The 16,870-nt window shown below is 60.7% G+C and carries 17 protein-coding genes, 2 tRNA genes and 1 other RNA gene; 9 read left to right on the top strand and 11 right to left on the bottom strand.

What is annotated here, in order from left to right:
- Nucleotides 1–66: 66 nt before the first annotated feature.
- From ettA to EU811_RS14075, 3 genes are all read right to left on the bottom strand, one after another.
- Nucleotides 67–1,749, bottom strand: coding sequence for an energy-dependent translational throttle protein EttA (gene ettA, locus EU811_RS14085; protein ID WP_142938984.1), 1,683 nt, complete (start codon nt 1,747–1,749; stop codon nt 67–69).
- Between the two features lie 56 nt (nt 1,750–1,805).
- Nucleotides 1,806–2,321 (bottom strand): DUF6993 domain-containing protein, encoded by a 516-nt coding sequence (locus tag EU811_RS24235; RefSeq protein WP_238703414.1) that lies wholly within the window; start codon nt 2,319–2,321, stop codon nt 1,806–1,808.
- Nucleotides 2,322–2,457: 136 nt separating this feature from the next.
- Nucleotides 2,458–2,530, bottom strand: a tRNA-Arg gene (locus EU811_RS14075).
- Between the two features lie 219 nt (nt 2,531–2,749).
- Here EU811_RS14075 and EU811_RS14070 point away from each other — a divergent pair.
- On the top strand, nt 2,750–3,304 hold the full coding sequence (locus tag EU811_RS14070; RefSeq protein WP_142938983.1) for a single-stranded DNA-binding protein: 555 nt from the start codon (nt 2,750–2,752) through the stop codon (nt 3,302–3,304).
- Nucleotides 3,305–3,572: 268 nt separating this feature from the next.
- On the opposite strand, the gene map is transcribed toward EU811_RS14070, so the two are convergent.
- On the bottom strand, nt 3,573–4,340 hold the full coding sequence (gene map, locus EU811_RS14060; protein ID WP_142938982.1) for a type I methionyl aminopeptidase: 768 nt from the start codon (nt 4,338–4,340) through the stop codon (nt 3,573–3,575).
- A gap of 98 nt (nt 4,341–4,438) precedes the next feature.
- Here map and EU811_RS14055 point away from each other — a divergent pair, with 98 nt between their 5' ends.
- The gene (locus EU811_RS14055) at nt 4,439–5,125 is read left to right on the top strand and encodes a DNA alkylation repair protein (protein ID WP_142938981.1); all 687 of its coding nucleotides are present in this window, start codon (nt 4,439–4,441) and stop codon (nt 5,123–5,125) included.
- A gap of 33 nt (nt 5,126–5,158) precedes the next feature.
- On the opposite strand, the gene mptB is transcribed toward EU811_RS14055, so the two are convergent.
- A complete protein-coding gene (mptB, locus tag EU811_RS14050) occupies nt 5,159–6,715 on the bottom strand; it encodes a polyprenol phosphomannose-dependent alpha 1,6 mannosyltransferase MptB (protein WP_187697197.1) in 1,557 nt (518 codons plus the stop codon).
- A gap of 147 nt (nt 6,716–6,862) precedes the next feature.
- Here mptB and orn point away from each other — a divergent pair, with 147 nt between their 5' ends.
- The 4 genes from orn (at nt 6,863) to EU811_RS14030 (ending at nt 9,247) form a co-directional block, all read left to right on the top strand.
- Nucleotides 6,863–7,498, top strand: coding sequence for an oligoribonuclease (gene orn / locus EU811_RS14045; protein WP_142938980.1), 636 nt, complete (start codon nt 6,863–6,865; stop codon nt 7,496–7,498).
- A gap of 133 nt (nt 7,499–7,631) precedes the next feature.
- Nucleotides 7,632–7,707: transfer RNA gene (locus EU811_RS14040), tRNA-His, on the top strand.
- A gap of 151 nt (nt 7,708–7,858) precedes the next feature.
- Complete coding sequence (def, locus tag EU811_RS14035) at nt 7,859–8,431, top strand: peptide deformylase (RefSeq protein ID WP_142938979.1); 573 nt, start codon at nt 7,859–7,861, stop codon at nt 8,429–8,431.
- A gap of 3 nt (nt 8,432–8,434) precedes the next feature.
- A complete protein-coding gene (locus EU811_RS14030; protein ID WP_142938978.1) occupies nt 8,435–9,247 on the top strand; it encodes an acyltransferase domain-containing protein in 813 nt (270 codons plus the stop codon).
- Here the strand turns inward: EU811_RS14030 and EU811_RS14025 are convergent.
- The 4 genes from EU811_RS14025 to rnpB form a co-directional block, all read right to left on the bottom strand.
- Nucleotides 9,232–10,032: an HNH endonuclease family protein gene (locus EU811_RS14025; protein WP_142938977.1), complete on the bottom strand. Its 801-nt coding sequence runs from the start codon at nt 10,030–10,032 to the stop codon at nt 9,232–9,234. The two genes, EU811_RS14030 and EU811_RS14025, sit on opposite strands and share 16 nt — an antisense overlap.
- 121 nt (nt 10,033–10,153) lie before the next feature.
- On the bottom strand, nt 10,154–10,363 hold the full coding sequence (locus tag EU811_RS14020) for a hypothetical protein (RefSeq protein WP_142938976.1): 210 nt from the start codon (nt 10,361–10,363) through the stop codon (nt 10,154–10,156).
- Between the two features lie 73 nt (nt 10,364–10,436).
- Nucleotides 10,437–11,924 carry a glyceraldehyde-3-phosphate dehydrogenase gene (locus EU811_RS14015; RefSeq protein ID WP_142938975.1) on the bottom strand — a complete coding sequence of 496 codons (1,488 nt, stop codon included), beginning with the start codon at nt 11,922–11,924 and terminating at the stop codon, nt 10,437–10,439.
- A gap of 263 nt (nt 11,925–12,187) precedes the next feature.
- Nucleotides 12,188–12,580, bottom strand: an RNA gene (gene rnpB, locus EU811_RS14010) — RNase P RNA component class A.
- Between the two features lie 57 nt (nt 12,581–12,637).
- Here rnpB and EU811_RS14005 point away from each other — a divergent pair.
- On the top strand, nt 12,638–13,402 hold the full coding sequence (locus EU811_RS14005; RefSeq protein ID WP_142938974.1) for a YaaA family protein: 765 nt from the start codon (nt 12,638–12,640) through the stop codon (nt 13,400–13,402).
- Between the two features lie 24 nt (nt 13,403–13,426).
- Here EU811_RS14005 and EU811_RS14000 read toward each other — a convergent pair whose 3' ends face one another.
- Complete coding sequence (locus EU811_RS14000) at nt 13,427–14,164, bottom strand: zinc ribbon domain-containing protein (RefSeq protein ID WP_142938973.1); 738 nt, start codon at nt 14,162–14,164, stop codon at nt 13,427–13,429.
- Nucleotides 14,165–14,252: 88 nt separating this feature from the next.
- Nucleotides 14,253–15,164, bottom strand: coding sequence for a Nif3-like dinuclear metal center hexameric protein (locus EU811_RS13995; RefSeq protein WP_142938972.1), 912 nt, complete (start codon nt 15,162–15,164; stop codon nt 14,253–14,255).
- Between the two features lie 145 nt (nt 15,165–15,309).
- On the opposite strand from EU811_RS13995, the gene msrA reads away from it, so the two are divergent.
- Both msrA and cysK read left to right on the top strand, forming a co-directional pair.
- Nucleotides 15,310–15,834, top strand: a complete 525-nt coding sequence (msrA, locus tag EU811_RS13990; protein WP_142938971.1) for a peptide-methionine (S)-S-oxide reductase MsrA — start codon at nt 15,310–15,312, stop codon at nt 15,832–15,834.
- Nucleotides 15,835–15,900: 66 nt separating this feature from the next.
- The gene (gene cysK, locus EU811_RS13985) at nt 15,901–16,836 is read left to right on the top strand and encodes a cysteine synthase A (RefSeq protein ID WP_062069167.1); all 936 of its coding nucleotides are present in this window, start codon (nt 15,901–15,903) and stop codon (nt 16,834–16,836) included.
- Nucleotides 16,837–16,870: the final 34 nt, after the last annotated feature.

Genomic DNA, 16,870 nt, shown 5'->3' with positions numbered 1-16,870 from the left:
TGGAACAGAAAGGCCGGTCCCTGACGGGACCGGCCTTTCTACGTTCGTGCCTGAGGCGATGAGATTCTAGTCGCGGGTCAGGCGGCGGTGCGTGACGCGGTGCGGCTTGGCAGCATCGGGGCCGAGGCGCTCCACCTTGTTCTCCTCATAGGAGTCGAAGTTGCCCTCGAACCAGTACCACTTGGAGGGGTTCTCGTCGTCACCTTCGTAGGCGAGGATGTGCGTCGCTACCCGGTCCAGGAACCAACGGTCGTGCGAGACCACTACAGCGCAGCCGGGGAATTCGAGAAGGGCGTTCTCAAGGCTGCCCAGAGTTTCGACGTCGAGGTCGTTGGTAGGTTCGTCAAGGAGGAGAAGGTTGCCACCCTGCTTGAGCGTCAGTGCCAGGTTAAGGCGGTTGCGCTCACCACCGGAGAGCACACCAGCCTTCTTCTGCTGGTCCGGGCCCTTGAAACCGAACGCCGACACGTAGGCACGCGAAGGCATTTCAACCTGACCGACCTGGAGGAAGTCATGGCCTTCGGAGACAACTTCCCAGAGGGACTTGTTGGGGTCGATGCCGCCACGGGACTGGTCCACGTAGGAGATCTTCACGGACTCGCCGATCTTGAGCTCACCGTCATCCAAAGGCTCCATGCCGACGATCGTCTTGAACAGCGTGGACTTACCCACACCGTTGGGGCCGATGACGCCCACAATGCCGTTACGGGGAAGCGAGAAGGAGAGTCCATCGATCAGTACGCGATCGTCGAAGCCCTTCTTCAGGTTCTTGGCCTCGATAACCAAGGAGCCCAGGCGCGGTCCCGGCGGAATCTGGATCTCTTCGAAGTCCAGCTTGCGGGTGCGATCAGCCTCTGCCGCCATCTCTTCATAGCGGGCCAGACGTGCCTTTGACTTGGTCTGGCGGCCCTTGGCGTTGGAGCGCACCCACTCAAGTTCTTCGGTAAGGCGCTTGGAGAGCTTCGCGTCCTTCTTGCCCTGGACCTCCAGACGGGCTTTCTTCTTCTCCAAGTAGGTGGAGTAGTTGCCCTCGTATGGGTACAGGTGCCCGCGGTCGACTTCCGCAATCCACTCGGCCACGTGATCCAGGAAGTAGCGATCGTGGGTCACGGCAAGGACTGCGCCGGGGTACTGGGAGAGGTGCTGCTCCAGCCAAAGAACGCTCTCAGCATCCAAGTGGTTGGTGGGCTCGTCAAGGAGCAGAAGGTCAGGCTTCTGCAAGAGAAGCTTGCAGAGCGCTACGCGGCGGCGCTCACCACCGGAGAGGACGGTGACATCGGAATCGGCAGGCGGGCAGCGCAGCGCGTCCATGGCCTGCTCAAGCTGGGAATCAATATCCCATGCATCCGCAGCGTCAATGGCTTCCTGAAGCTTGCCCATCTCATCCAGGAGTGTGTCGTAGTCGGCATCCGGGTTGGCCATTTCTTCGGAGATCTCATTGAAGCGCTGGATCTTTCCATAGATCTCGCCAACGCCTTCCTGGACGTTGCCCAGGACGGTCTTTTCCTCGTTCAGCGGCGGTTCCTGCAGGAGGATGCCCACGGTGTAGCCGGGGCTCAGGCGGGCCTCGCCGTTTGACGGGGTGTCCAGTCCGGCCATGATCTTCAGGATGGTGGACTTACCAGCACCGTTCGGGCCCACAACGCCGATCTTCGCGCCAGGGTAGAACGACATGCTGACATCGTCCAGAATAAGTTTGTCGCCAACGGCCTTGCGAGCCTTGGTCATCGTGTAAATGAATTCCGCCATGCCCTTAAATCTAATGGGTAGGCGTACTTAACTCACATTCGAGCGCTGCGGTGGAACTAGCGGGCGTCTCCCACGAAGCATTTTCCCGTGGCCAACACGGGCAGCACGGTGACCACTACCCCACCATCGCGGATTTGCCCCATGATGCAACTATCGCCCGTCCGGGCTGCGGCCTCCATGGCGTCAACGTCCAATCCGGTGGGCGTGCGGCTCACAGACACCTCCACATTGTCTGCAGGGATGCCCGCTGAAACCAAGGCAGTCCTTAGCGCCTCCCGGTCCGGCTTGGGATTGCCGGCCACCAGGGTTTTCAGGGTGGACTCCACGGCGGAGGTGGTTGCCGCAACAGCGGGATCAACCGTGGCTGTGGCCTGTGGGCTGGCGGAGTTTTCCGGGTTGGTGGAGGCTTCAGGGCGGGTGGAAGGCTGCACGGGCTGATCGGCGGATGACGTGGCCGGTGGCGTGCAGGCCGTCATCGTCAACGCGGCAGCGATTATCAGCGTCAGTCCTGCGACGCGGACTTTCCATGCGTCTGCTGCCCTGCTTTTTGTCTGTGCCGTTTGCCTGCTCATCACGTAGCCATTGTGCCATCCACGCAGCAGTGCATTTCACACAGAGTGCAGCCTGCAAGGCCCGTGGCAATTCGCGGCAGACTTAACGGAGAAGAGGTCCTGACCTGCGTTTATGCAGGCCAAGACCCCTTATATGTGCCCCAGGAGGGAATCGAACCCCCGACCGGCGGATTAGAAGGCCGCTGCTCTATCCCCTGAGCTACTGGGGCGCACTGGCGCCCTGACCACCGTGGGCCGCTGGCGCCACAAAGAGTTTACAGTGCGATCGCCTCACAGCTTGCCACCACCACGCTACAGCTTCTACTCCTCCACAACGGCTGTACAGCCAAGGTTATTCACATAGGCCATTACAGACCTCCCCTCCCGGTCTTTCCTGGATGAAGCTGAAAGCGCCGGACAGGCACTCCCTACACCGAGAAGGACCACCAATGAATGACATGATCAGCGTCCGGGGCTTCGTGGCCTCGGAGGTCAAGAGTTCCACTACTACGCGGGGCACTGCCACCGCATCATTCCGCCTTGGAACCACGGAGCGCCGCTACGATCGCGCTACCAGCACCTGGGTGGACGGAAACACCAACTGGTACACCGTTCAGTCATTCCGCTTCCTCGCCGGGCACGTTGGATGCAGCATCAAAAAGGGACAACGGGTGCTCGTCATTGGGAGGCTACGGCTGCGGCAATGGGAACATGAGGGCCGCGTCTACCATGTGGCCGAAATCGACGCCGAATCAGTAGGGCATGACCTCATGTGGGGCTCCGCCAACTTCACCCGAATGAATGGCACCTCAGCCCCTGCTGACTCCGCACCTGCTGTGGAAGCGCCTGGGACCCCTGACCGCAACAATGAGTGGGACTCCGAAGGCCAGGAGATAGATCCTCCCGAAGACGAGTCCATCTCAAGCACCGTAGAGAACCCTGACGGCACCGGCCCCCTACTGGTCAACACCACAACGGGGGAACTGGTGGGTGCCGGCGTTTGATCGGCGCACCAAGACCCGGAGGCCAGCGGGACCAGCCCTGCATGCCGGGCCTCTTCTGGGCCCATTCCACACGACCATGCTCCTTCGAGGATCGAAACGGCTCCTGCTACCTGGGCGGCCGTTGAGGAATTGTTCGGAACCAAGGGCGAACCGTCCCGGTGCTGGTGCCGGTGGTTCGCCCTTGCCGGAAAAGTGTCCGAACCTGTTCCAGGCCGGCCAGTTGTGGGGCTCCGCAAACAATAATGCGGTTCAGTAACCGGAACCGTCATCAAGGCAGCGTCAGGATGACCGGCCCTTCAGCCGTGATGGCCACAGTGTGTTCGCTATGGGCGGCGCGTCGGCCGTTTGCTGAACGAAGAGTCCACTGATCCTCGTCATGGTAGTAGTCGTCCTTGCCACCCAGGATCAACATGGGCTCAATGGCAATGACCAGGCCCTCTTCGAGCTTCATGCCCCTGCCAGGCCGCCCGAGGTTGGGGACGGGAGGCTCGGCGTGCATTGTCCGGCCGATGCCATGCCCGCCATGATCAGCTAACAGCCCGAAGCCTGCGCGTTTGGCCTCACCGCCGATTGCATAGGCAAGGTCGCCCATCTTGCTGCCTACCCGCGCTGCCTCGATGCCGCGCGCCAGTGCTGCCTCTGTAGCTGCCACCAGCTCCTGATCCTCCGGGTCGCCGGTCCCGACGACGAAGCTGACGGCCGAATCACCGCACCAACCTTCCAGGAAGGCGCCACAGTCAACGCTGAGCAGATCGCCGTCCTCAAGTACGTATCCATTCGGGATCCCGTGGACCACGGCATCGTTGACGCTGGTACAGATCACCCCAGGGAATGGCACGGCCGCCCAGCGTGGGTGGTAGTCGAGGAACGCAGGCTTTGCGCCGGCGTCGTAAATCACGGATGCTGCGACGTCGTCGAGCTCCTTCAGTGAAACGCCCACATCAGCTCGCTCCCGCACCGCGGACAGGGCGTTGGCCACCACGCGACCGGCCTCGCGCATCATCGAGATTTGGTCCGGTGATTTCAGCATTGACATCTCCCCACTCTACGGCGGCCCCACAGCGGGAGCGAGGCCCACAGTCCCTGGCCACCCTTGGACCCTGCGGGCGGCAATACCCGCTCTAGAGTTGTGGCATGACCAACAATGTCCTGGTGCACGCAATCCGGTCTACCCTCCGATCTTCGGCCGACTCCGAGCGGGGAATTGGTGCCCAGGCGTATATGAAATCGGAGATGCCTTCTTTGGGTGTCCGGGTTCCCGAGGTACGCAAGATCGTGAAAGAAGCGGCGAAGCAGTACCCTGTGGCGTCTCCGGATGATCTGCGAAAAGCCGTTCTTGAGCTCTGGCGCGAAGCTGGGGTCCGGGAAGAGCGGTACGCAGCCATCGATCTGACGGGCCTGCAAATGGTCAAGGACGACCTGCAGATGTTGCCCATTTACGAAGAGATCATTCGTACCGGCGCTTGGTGGGATCTCGTCGATGGAGTCGCGCATCGGATCGGCGGACTCCTGCTCGCCCATCCAGCCACCCTGACTCCGGTCCTTCGTCAGTGGTCCACAGACGGCGACATATGGGTCCGGCGGGCCGCTATCACTGCCCAACTTGGAGCCAAAGCGAAAACTGACACCGACCTCCTGGCAGCGGTCATCTCCTCGAACTTCTCCGACAACGAGTTCTTCATTCGCAAGGCCATCGGATGGGCGCTACGGGAGTACAGCAAAACCGACCCCGCCTGGGTCAGGGCTTTCGTTTCCAATAACGCGGGTGCTCTGAGTCCACTCTCCACCCGCGAAGCACTGCGGCTGTTGCCGGACGGCTAAGCCGGTAGCGGCAGGGCTCGACCCACGAACTGCTCAGATGATGGGACGCAGACCGGCTTCATCCCTCACCCGGAACAAACCCTTTGTCTTCGGATCCACGAAGATCAGATAGACCGCGAACAAGAGCGCAATGAGGGCCGCACCGTAACGGGCCAGAATGAGGGCCAGTCCCAGGTCTTCGCTTTGAAGGTAAGGGAACACGTCCAACTGGTCCGAGATCGCGTAAACCATAAAGAACGACACGATGAAATAGAGCGCTTTGACCTGCCAGTCGTTGCGGATACCCGTCACGGCAAACAGCGGTATCAGCCACACTACGTACCACGACTGGATCATGGGGGCGAGCATGACAATAACAGCAAAAGCCAAGGTAAGCCGTCGCATCAGGCGATCGTACTCGCCTCGGAAAATCAGCCATGCCACGGCCGCAACCATCAGCACCTTGCCCGCGTCGTAAACCCACTTCGCCAAAGCCCAGCCGTCCAAGCCAAAGGCATTGAAGATCAGGGCAACAACCATACCGATGAGACCGACAGGCGCGTACCAAATCCACACGCTGCCAGGAGCCGACAGACCGTTGATCCAGCCGAATCCGAAACCGTTGACCAGACTCAAGGCGTAGAGGAGACCGAAGCTCAGCGCGGCCGTGAGGAACCAATAAAGGAATTTGCGCCGCCACGAAGCATGCTTGCCCGCCCACAGGAGTCCGATAAAGGGCAGGAACACCACGGTGATCGGCTTGATGGAGATGGAGAGCGTGACAAGCACCAGCCCTCGAATGACGCGACGGGTAGCACAGTAGTACAGGCCAGCCAGTGCCAGCCCGATCATCAAAGCATCGTTGTGAACACTGGCAATGAAGTTGGTGAGGAAGAGCGGGTTGGCCGCTGTCAGCCACAGTGCCCTGTGCGGATTCACTCCGTGAAGCTCCGCAAGCTTGGGCACGTAGATGATGCAGAGGACCACGCCCGCCGCAGCAACAAGGCGGAAAAGCATAATGCTTGCTTCGGGCTGTACGTTGGTCACCCACACCACGAACTGCTCTATCCACAGGAACAACTGGCCGTAGGGAACAGGCGCCTCGGTCCACATCTTGTCGGCGCCAAGCTGGAAGTAGTTGGGCAGGGCTGAAATCCCGTTCTCATAAGGGTTTATGCCTTCCACCATCAACCGGCCTTGACCGATGTAGGCGTAGACGTCCCTGCTGAAGAGCGGAACAGTGAACATCATGGGCAGCCCCCAGGCCGCCACGGCCTGCAGCGTCGCCTTTCGGGCTTCCAATCCCCACACCCGGACGCGCTGGCCCAATCGCAGCCAGGCGCGGACAAGCAGCATGCCACCGATGGCCAACAGCACAATCGACAGACCAACGCCAACACCTTCGGTGCGCATCCAGATAAAGAGCGGCAACCTACGCAGTTCCGAAACGGGGGCAAGCCAGCCAACGCCCAAGGAGCCGAACACCATGAACATGGAACCAATGAAGCCGGCGATCAAAGGCGAACGTGCGTTATCTACCTCGCCGCCTACAGCGTCGGCTGACGGCGTTGCTGCCCCTGCCAACTGGGCGGCGGGTATTGGCACCGTCATGTGGTCGTCATCCAATCGTTCACCCGCTGCGGTCGGGTCAAAGTTCTGCGTCATGGGGGCGTTCGGCAACAGGACGAAACGACGCTGCCGCGCTCAAAAATCGTACCATCGGAGCACTTGGAAGCCACTGAGCGATAGGCTGGGCGAGTGCCTATTACTAATGAACGCATCGTCTGGATCGACTGCGAAATGACCGGCTTGGACCTCATCAACGACGCCTTGATTGAGGTCGCTGCGCTGGTGACAGATTCCGAACTCAATATCCTGGGCGAAGGCGTGGATGTGGTTATCAAGCCCGATGATGCCGCGCTGGAGCAAATGAACGACTTCGTGCGGGACATGCACACCCGCTCCAAGCTCCTGGATGAGCTTCCCCGGGGAAAGACCATGGCCGAGGCCGAGGCGCAGGTCCTCGAATACATCGAAAAGTGGGTCCCGGATCCCCGCAAGGCACCCTTGGGCGGCAACTCCGTGGGAACTGACCGGATGTTCCTGGCCCGGGATATGCCCAACATCGTGGAACATCTTCACTACCGCGTGATCGATGTCAGCACCATCAAGGAGCTCTCACGCCGCTGGTTCCCCCGCGCGTACTTCCAGTCCCCCGCCAAGCATGGCGGCCACCGCGCATTGGGCGACATCAAGGACTCGATCGACGAGCTGCGTTACTACCGCCAGGCTGTTTTCGTTCCTACGCCGGGACCGGACACCGCCACAGCACAGCGCATTTCCAAGGAGATCATGGCCACCGCTGAGACCTTGGGATCCAGCGAACGGGTGTGATCTGCACCATTTTTCAAGGTTTTTTCGCCAAAAACGGCAAAAGTGGACTTTGCACCCCAAAACAGCAGGTAAGCTATTTGTCGTTGCCTTGGAGGAAAGCCGGTCAAACGGTTCAGTCCCGATAAGGCGCATGGTGGGCTTAGCTCAGTTGGCAGAGCGCCTGGTTGTGGTCCAGGAGGTCGCGGGTTCAACCCCCGTAGCTCACCCCACCGAGATTGGCTCCAGAGCCGGTTTCCACAAAGGCCGCACCGGTTATCCGGTGCGGCCTTTGCTTTTAACCCGGAGCGGGTCACACGGCCACGTCCGAGGCCGCGGCCGGACCGCCACCGGACTACCGCGCTAAACGAAGGAAATGCTGAGATGACCGTCCTGCCAGTCACTATCTGGGGCGAACCTGTGTTGCACCGCCGGGCAAGCGAGGTGGAGGTTTTCGATGATGAACTCCGCGGCTTGATCGCGGACATGTTCGAAACCAATGATGCCGCCAACGGGGTTGGACTCGCCGCTCCTCAGATCGGCGTGGGTAAGCGACTCTTTGTCTACAAGTACGCCAACGATGACGACGTGCCGGAGCAGGGCGTGGTGGTCAACCCGGTGCTGACACTTTCCAAGGTCTCGGGGGCACTTCCGGATCCCGACGAACATGTTGAAGGATGCTTGTCCTTCCCGGGCGAGTACTACCCGTTGCAACGCGCAGAATGGGCACGGGTTCAGGGTTTTGACGGCAACGGCAACCCCTTGGATTTCGAAGCGACAGGGTGGTTCGCCAGAATCCTGCAACACGAGTTCGACCACTTGGACGGCAAACTGTATGTCAACCGCCTTGTGGACCGGTACTCCAAGAAGGCGTTGAAGCAGGCCAAGAAGAACGGCTGGGGTGTTCCTGGACTGACTTGGATGCCTGGCGTCGATCCAGATCCGTTCGGGCACTGAGCCGTGGCCGCCAGCCCGTACACGGAGCTTTTCGAGCTCTTGGATATCACCGGAGACGACGCCGCTGAATGCGCGCACCTTCTGGACACGCCTGCGGATGAGCCCGTTCTTCAGGCTATGGAGGCGATGCAGGAGAGGCTTGGTGCCTTTCCGGTAGACAGCATCCGGGCAGAAGGCGCCGTGGAGGCGGTCTGGATCGAAGCCCTGCTCCGTTTTGCCCCGTCAGTTCACGCTTATCATGTGGGTCTCGGAATCAGTCCGGCGGTTTCGGCTGCTTCCTTGGCAGACCTGGGTCTACAGCTCCGCATCAACCGACGGGTCCATGGACGGTTTGGACTGGATACCTGGGCCTGGCTGACATTGCACATGGCAGGAAATCTATTCCGGCTGGGACGGCTACAGTTCCATTTGGTGCCCGCCGCAGATCCAAGCTCAGAGTGGGTTCTGGGGGTCCACATTCCCGAGGATGGGTCGCTCTCCCCCGAATTAGTGGATGCCAGCTTCTCGCTGGCTCGGGCTTTCTTCACCCGGTATTTTCCGGACATGCCTGCCCACAAAGCCATATGCGATTCCTGGATGCTGGACCCGTACCTCGTGGAGCGCCTGCCTAAGAGCAACATCGCGTCCTTTGCTCGTCGCTTCACCTTGGATCGCTGCACTGATGCTCCTACGGATGCCATCTACTTCACCTTCAGGCAGCGGGGACTGGACAACCTGGATAGGCTTCCGCGGGAAACCTCGCTTCAGCGCGTGGTCCTGGAACGGATCGACGACGGCGGCACCTGGCAGCTGGGGCACGGTCACCTGGCACTGTAGATGGTTTGCTGGTCCGGGCAAGAGGAAAGGACCCGCTTCATGGCGTCTTTTTCGGCTTGCGTAATCCACAGTTGATACGCCGCCTTCACCGAGACTTGCCGCGCGACGTAATGGCAGCGGAAATTTTTGTTGGCCGGCAGCCACGTGGCGGCATCTCCTGCACCTTTCTTGACGTTGGCGGGTCCGTCCGCGGCGATCAGGTTCAGGGGGTCGTTCGCAAACATTTGCCGCTGTTGGACAGTGAGCTGCTGGGCCCCCTTCTGCCAGGCGTCGGCGAGGGCTACTACGTGATCGATTTGAACGGCGGCGCTGGTGTCCTGGCCTCTTTGGAATGTTACCTGCGCCCCTGTGTAAGGTTCGTGGAAGCTACCTCCAGAGACCTTGCACGATGAACCCTTCGTGAACTCGACTGCGGAGAGGTCCCTCCGCAGAATGTCATTTCTGGTATCGCATCCATTGCGGTCAGCGTCTGCCCAGGCTTGGCCGAAGGCGGCTCTGTCGTAGTCCGACTTCTGCGCACGTCCTTTGACCGGGAGATGTTCCAAAGCATCGCTTGCCTTCTCGGGCGGAACAAGTGCCGCCCCGCGAAGGGGTTTCATCCAATCAGGATTGAAGACGGGTGCTTCGCTGGGGCCGGCCGCCCACGGTTCTGCGGCGTTGAATTGGCCGGCGGTGAAGTACCAGGAAAGCCCTGCAACGACGGTTGCAGCTGCCAATCCAAGAATGGCCCACGCTTGACGTGACCTCCGCCGGGCGCGTTTGTAGGCAGACCAAGTGGTACTCAAGGGACTCCGTTCAGTGGGACTGGCGACGTCCTTCGAGCGTAGGACAAAGCCCCGACATCAGAGTCGATATCCACAGTGTGTAGGAGAAGTCACACTGCAGTGAGGTGGCGCGTGACCGGGTCTATTGCTCCCGTGTCACGCGTTGCAGGTCCTCGGTTGCCAGGGCGAGGAGTCCTCGTAGTTGTTCTACACGTTCGTCCGGCACATCACCTGCGGCGTTTCCCGCCACCGCCTGGTCCAGAAGCTTCTGCGCTTGTTTGTGGTTGGCCTTGGCTACGTCCAAGGCGTGTTCAAGCGTGGTCTCATGTTCCAACGTTGATTCGTTTTCCATGAACCCATTTTGATCAGGTTTCCCGGCTGATACCAGTGACTCAGCCGGGAAACCCGCGAATACTTCGGAGCGCCTAGGCTCCTGCCCCTTCAAGTACTGCGATGGGAGCAATCACGTCACGCGCGGGGAACGACGGCGGGTTCACACCGGCCATTTCTTCCATGACACGCACAACCTGGCAGGAGTAGCCGAACTCGTTGTCGTACCAGACGTAAAGAACCAGGTTCTTGTCGTTGGAAATCGTTGCGAGGCCATCAACAATGCCGGCGCGACGCGAGCCAACGAAGTCAGTGGACACCACATCGGGAGAGTCAATGTAGTCGATCTGCTTGCGAAGATCCGAGTGCAGGGACATTTCGCGGAGGAAGTCGTTGACTTCGTCGCGCGTGGTGCCGTTCTCAAGGTTGAGGTTCAGGATGGCCATGGAGACATCCGGGGTGGGTACGCGGATGGCATTTCCCGTGAGCTTGCCCTGAAGTTCCGGGAGCGCCTTGGCTACAGCCTTGGCGGCACCGGTCTCGGTGATGACCATGTTCAGGGCTGCGGAACGTCCGCGGCGGTCGCCCTTGTGGAAGTTGTCGATCAGGTTTTGGTCGTTGGTGAACGAGTGAACCGTTTCCACGTGACCGTGAATGATGCCGAACTTGTCGTTGATAGCCTTCAGCACCGGCGTAATGGCGTTGGTGGTGCAGGACGCCGCGGTGACGATCTTGTCGTCATCGGAGATGTCTTTGTGGTTGATGCCGTGGACGATGTTCTTGAGGTCGCCCTTGCCTGGTGCCGTCAACAGGACGCGGGCTACGCCCTTGCTCTGCAGGTGCTGGGAGAGGCCATCGGCGTCGCGCCAACGGCCGGTGTTGTCCACCACCAAGGCATCCTTGATGCCATATGCGGTGTAGTCCACAGTGGCGGGGTTGTCCGAGTAAATGACCTGGACCTGCACGCCGTTGGCGGTGATGGTGTTGGCTTCCTCGTCCACGCGGATGGTGCCCTCGAAGGAACCGTGAACGGAGTCGCGGCGCAGCAGGCTGGCACGCTTCACAAGATCGTTCTCAGCGCCCTTGCGAACAACGATGGCGCGGAGCCGCAGGCCGTGTCCGCCACCGGCCTTTTCAATGAGGATGCGGGCCAGGAGACGGCCGATACGGCCAAAGCCGTAGAGAACGACGTCGGTGCTGGTGCGGTCGTCAGCGCCACGCTTTCCCACGATCTCCGCGAGCTCGGAGCGCAGGTATTCATCCAGGGAGGCACCGTTGCCTTCGGCCCGGAACTTCTCAGTCAAGCGTGCAATGTCAATGGCGGCTGCGCCGAGCTCCAACTCAGACAACGCGTTCAGCAGCGGCGCAGTCTCTTCGAGCAGCAGCTCGTGGTTGCTCATCCGGCGCGCAAAACGGTGGGCCTTGAGGATGTTCATGGTGGACTTGTTGATCAGGCTCCGGCCGTGGATGCTCGTGACCACATTATTTTCCCGGTACAACCGGCCGATTACCGGAATCATGGCCTCGGCGAGAGCCTCCCGGCCCATCCACTTATCAAGACAAGAATCTGACGTCTGGCTCACAGAACTACCTTCCTTGGGTCAACCACATACGTCCTCGTATGCAGATGGCAGCGGCCGCCCGGAGTAGTCCTGCGGCACATGCGCCGGCGGGCTTCGGTCCACCCACAGCGCCTTGAACGAGAGCAAAGAAAATCCGCCGGCTGCGAACGCAGTCCCGGCGGCAGAACATCTACGTTCAGTAACCATTCTAGGGCGGAAGGAAGGGCTGCAGGCCGCCCCGGGGCGTGAAATCACTCACACGGCACAAATCCGGGAGTCATAAATGGATGGGTCGACCGATACGCCGGGTTCTGTCATCCCCTGCCGTTACCGGCAAGGGAGTGGCGGCCATCCATCTACGAACGCCGTTGCCGACGCCCTCCAGCAGCCTACCCGGACACTCGGGCGAGCAGCCCTCAAGCGTGTCCTGTCTGGCCTTGCTCCGGGTGGGGTTTACCTAGCCTCCCCGGTCACCCAGGGAGCTGGTGGTCTCTTACACCACCGTTTCACCCTTACCTGCTGCCCCGCGATGCAAAACATCACAGCGCGCAGGCGGTCTGTTCTCTGTGGCACTGGCCTGCGGGTTACCCCGAGTGGGCGTTACCCACCACCCTGCTCTTCGGAGCCCGGACGTTCCTCGAGCCACTTCCGTGACGCGCGACCGCCTGGTCGACCCATCCGCCGTCCAGTCTACCGGCGTTGGGGCCTACCAAAGTCCCCGGTAATATCGACTGGTGCTGATTCTGCTGCCGCCTTCCGAAGGCAAGACCCCCGCTGCCAACGGTCCCGCCATTAACTGGGAATCGCTCAGCTTCCCCGAACTGAACCCCTACCGTGCAAAAGTACTCGAAGCACTGGGTACGGTGAGCGCGCACGAGGATGCACTGGCGCTGCTGGGGGTCGGCGCCTCGTTGCGGGACGACGTCGAACGCAATACCCGGCTGCATGCCGAACCAGCCGCTCCCGCACATCAGGTCTATTCCGGAGTCCTCTACGACGCCTTGGGCTACAACAGCATGACGCCAACGCAGCGCCGCAAGGCGAACGAATCCGTCCTGGTGGTTTCCGCCCTGTGGGGCGCCATAGGCTTCGGCGACCACGTGCCTGCCTATCGCCTGTCCATGGGAACGGCACTGCCCGACGTCGGCCGCCTCGCCTCATACTGGAAGCCGCAGCTTAACGCGGCCCTCGCCTCACGCGCCGAGGGCGAACTCTTGGTGGATTGCCGTTCCAGTACCTACGCCGCTGCCTGGGCTCCCCCGGCGACGCAGACGGTTAACGTCAATGTGTTCAACGAAGCGAACGGCAAGCGCACGGTTGTCAGTCACTTCGCCAAACACACCCGCGGGGAACTGGCCCGCCACCTGCTGACCCGGCGCGGTAAGGCCCCGGCAACCCCGGATCAGCTCTTGAAGGCTGCCCGGGAGATCTGGACTGCTGAACTCGTTGAAGGCACGGCCCGCAAGCCGCACGCGCTCAACATCATCCTCACCACCTGAGCGTCCAACTGATGTTGGGCGTTCTCAGTTCCACTCCGCCGAACGGACCAGGATGACACCTGAATCCGGGCAAAAGACAATATCGTCCTCAGCGGCGGCTTTGACTTCGGCGAGGTCACCAGGGCTGAGCATCATGCCGGAGCCTTCGGACTTTCCGTGGAACAGCCGTGCTGCCCCGACTCCACGTTTGGCAATGGTCTTCTCATAGATGGCGAGAATGCCCGCGTCCAAGGATTCGGCGAAGGCGGCGCGCTGCCCCCGTACCACTGTTTCCTCGGCGGCGATCTCGGCAATGGCTTCATCCAGTTCAGCCCGGATGCTGCCAAAGGAACCCTGAATGTCGTCAACGATCGACTGCTGGGCTGCCTGCCGCTCGCGCAAAGTATCCAGGCGCTCCAGGATTTCGAGTTCAACGTCCTCAAGGTCCGAGCGACGCTTGTTGAGAGAGGCAATGTCACTCTGCAGCGCCACAAGATCCTTGGACAGCCCGGTGCCGCTGTTCAGCCGGGTCTCGTCGCGTTGGATACGGGTGGCTACCTGTTCCACATCCGCTTCCGCGCGGCGAAGTTCGGCTTCGGCGTCGTGAACGGCAACCTTGGCCGAGCCGAGCTCGCCGTTGGCCACGCTCAGCGCATCCGTGAGGTCAGTGATGCGTGGATCCGTTTCCAGAACCTTCCGGCGGCCCGCAAGCGACCTGAGCTTGGCATCCAGTCCCTGCAGTTCAAGCAACTTCAATTGTTCTGCCGGTGCTGCTTTCTCCACGCTTACCTCCGCTATTAGCTGCCGGCCTGGGGATCAGGTCCGGCCGGACCGCCTCTGACTGTCAGGGCTGTCCATATCTTTCTAGACTCTAGTCCCCGCCGGGAGTGAGTATGAAGTCCCAGGGATCACTGTTGGTGCCGCTGACGCGGATCTCGACGTCGTAGCCCTGGTCCGCCAGCACGTTGCCCAACGCTTCAGCGGCAGCAGGCAGCCACAGCCACTCACTGGCGAAGTGCGAAACGTCAATCAAATAGGGCCGGCCATTGGTGGCGCCCTCACGGGCTTCGGATGCTGGATGGTGACGCATGTCTGCTGTGACGTACACATCAGCGTTGGCGGCTCGAACTGCGTCGAACAAGCTATCACCGGCTCCGCCGCACACCGCAACGCGCCGGATCAGGCCGTCTTTGTCTCCAGCTACCCGGACACCGCCTGCGACGGCCGGCAACATTTCAAAGACGCGGGCAGCGAAGTCACCGAGTGTCTCAAGCTCAGGGAGGTCTCCTACCCTGCCAATACCCTCCTCAGGCAAACCGTTGCTTGCCGGCGTCAAGGGCGTGACGTTTTCCAGGCCGAAGGCATCAGCCAGAACATCTGAAACTCCACCCACGGCTGAATCTCCATTGGTGTGCACGGTCAACAGCCCTGTCCCTGCCTCTATCAGCCGGTGCACCGCTAGGCCCTTCGCTGAGGTGGCCGCAACAGAGTTCACGCCTTTGAGAAGAAGCGGGTGATGGGTGATCAGCAGGTCCGCTCCCCACTCCACGGCCTCATCGATCACGGCCAGCGTGGGATCCACGGCAAAGAGAACTTTGGTGACGGGAACATTGGGCCGGCCAACAACAAGGCCAACCTCATCCCAGTCTTCAGCCAGGGACTCCGGCCACAGTTCCTCCACAGCCAGCAACACCTGACCGAGCGTAGGATCAGCGTTGCCGTCCTCTGTTTCGTCCTCTTCGACGGAATCCACATCAGAAGTGTGGGTGTTTACTGCTTCCATGCTCTTATTCTTCCCTACTGAGCCAGATTTCTTCCCTACTGAGCCCCCATCAAGTAGCCGCCACTCCGTGGCACCTCCCTGGTGCCGTAATTCTCCCGTAAGGTGAAGCGGGAATCATCAGGCCCTCCGATCCATTGAAGAGAACATGAAAACTTTCGTACTTGGCGGCGGCTGCTTCTGGTGCCTTGATGCCGTTTACCAGAAGACCCGCGGCGTCAGCTCTGTGGTATCCGGCTACACCGGGGGCCACGTCCGCAATCCTGATTACTACGAGGTATGCTCCGGGACCACCGGCCACGCAGAAGTCGTTGCGGTGACCTTCGATGAAACCGTAGTTCCCGAAGAAGTCATCCTGGACATGTTCTTTGCCCTCCACGACCCCACCACCTTGAATCGCCAGGGGTATGACGTCGGCACCCAGTACCGTTCATCAATGTTCTACACAACGACGGAAGAAAAGGTCCTCTTCGAGGAAGCCATCGAGCGTGCCCAGTCCCTGTGGTCCGATCCGATTGTGACCGAGGTCAGCCGACTTCCCGAGTTTCACGAGGCCGAGGAAGTGCACCAGAATTACTATGCAAAGTTCCCTTATCAGGGCTATTGCCAGGTGATCATCAACCCGAAGTTGGCAAAGGCCCGGAAATATTACTCTGCATGGCTTACTGCTTAGCGAGGTTTCGATCCCGCTGGTTAGGCTGACCTCAGCAATCCCTCTTCAGAGATAGGCGTAATTTTCATGGCAAGGATCTACGACGACGTCACGCAGCTGGTCGGCCGCACCCCGCTGGTTCGTTTGAACCGGCTCACCGAAGGCCTCGACGCCACGGTTGCCGTCAAGCTCGAGTTCTACAACCCGGCCAACAGCGTCAAGGACCGCATCGGCGTGGCCATTATTGATGCTGCCGAGAAGTCCGGCGCCCTGAAGCCGGGCGGAACCATCGTCGAAGGTACATCGGGGAACACCGGCATCGCACTTGCGCTGGTGGGCGCAGCACGCGGATACAAGGTCATCCTGACCATGCCTGAGACCATGTCCACCGAGCGCCGCGTCATGTTGCGCGCCTACGGTGCCGAAATCGTCCTGACGCCCGGATCCGAAGGCATGCGAGGTGCCGTCGAGAAGGCACAGGAAATCGTTGCCAACACGGAGAACTCCATCTGGGCCCAGCAGTTTGCCAACGAGGCCAACCCAGCTATCCACCGCGCCACCACTGCCGAGGAAGTCTGGGAAGACACCGACGGTGAAGTAGACATCTTTGTGGCCGGCGTAGGCACCGGTGGCACCATCACCGGTGTTGGCCAGGTCCTCAAGGAACGCAAGCCCGGTGTGCAGATTGTGGCCATCGAGCCCAAAGATTCGGCGATCCTCAACGGTGGAGCCCCTGGCCCGCACAAGATCCAGGGCATCGGCGCCAACTTTGTTCCGGAAATCCTGGACACCAACGTCTACGACGAAGTCCTTGACGCCACCCTGGAAGACTCGGTCCGCGTAGCCCGTGACCTCGGCGCACGTGAAGGCATCCTCGGCGGCATTTCCTCCGGCGCCATTGTGTGGGGTGCCCTCGAGTTGGCCAAGCGCCCTGAGAATGCCGGCAAGTTGATCGTGGCCGTGGTCTGCGACTTCGGGGAGCGTTACATTTCCACGGTGCTGTTCGACGACATCCGCGGCTAACACCACGCCGGCACGCCTTCATTTCCTGTAGAAA

The organism is Arthrobacter sp. TS-15, from assembly GCF_006964045.1.
Taxonomy (GTDB): Bacteria; Actinomycetota; Actinomycetes; order Actinomycetales; family Micrococcaceae; genus Arthrobacter.
This window is presented reverse-complemented; position numbering and strand designations above follow the sequence as displayed.

Coding starts and splice junctions, on each gene's coding strand:
- ettA (WP_142938984.1), bottom strand. CDS start 1,749: ATGGCGGAATTCATTTACACGATGACCAAGGCTCGCAAGGCCGTTGGC.
- EU811_RS24235 (WP_238703414.1), bottom strand. CDS start 2,321: ATGAGCAGGCAAACGGCACAGACAAAAAGCAGGGCAGCAGACGCATGG.
- EU811_RS14070 (WP_142938983.1), top strand. CDS start 2,750: ATGAATGACATGATCAGCGTCCGGGGCTTCGTGGCCTCGGAGGTCAAG.
- map (WP_142938982.1), bottom strand. CDS start 4,340: ATGTCAATGCTGAAATCACCGGACCAAATCTCGATGATGCGCGAGGCC.
- EU811_RS14055 (WP_142938981.1), top strand. CDS start 4,439: ATGACCAACAATGTCCTGGTGCACGCAATCCGGTCTACCCTCCGATCT.
- mptB (WP_187697197.1), bottom strand. CDS start 6,715: ATGACGGTGCCAATACCCGCCGCCCAGTTGGCAGGGGCAGCAACGCCG.
- def (WP_142938979.1), top strand. CDS start 7,859: ATGACCGTCCTGCCAGTCACTATCTGGGGCGAACCTGTGTTGCACCGC.
- EU811_RS14020 (WP_142938976.1), bottom strand. CDS start 10,363: ATGGAAAACGAATCAACGTTGGAACATGAGACCACGCTTGAACACGCC.
- EU811_RS13995 (WP_142938972.1), bottom strand. CDS start 15,164: ATGGAAGCAGTAAACACCCACACTTCTGATGTGGATTCCGTCGAAGAG.
- msrA (WP_142938971.1), top strand. CDS start 15,310: ATGAAAACTTTCGTACTTGGCGGCGGCTGCTTCTGGTGCCTTGATGCC.
- cysK (WP_062069167.1), top strand. CDS start 15,901: ATGGCAAGGATCTACGACGACGTCACGCAGCTGGTCGGCCGCACCCCG.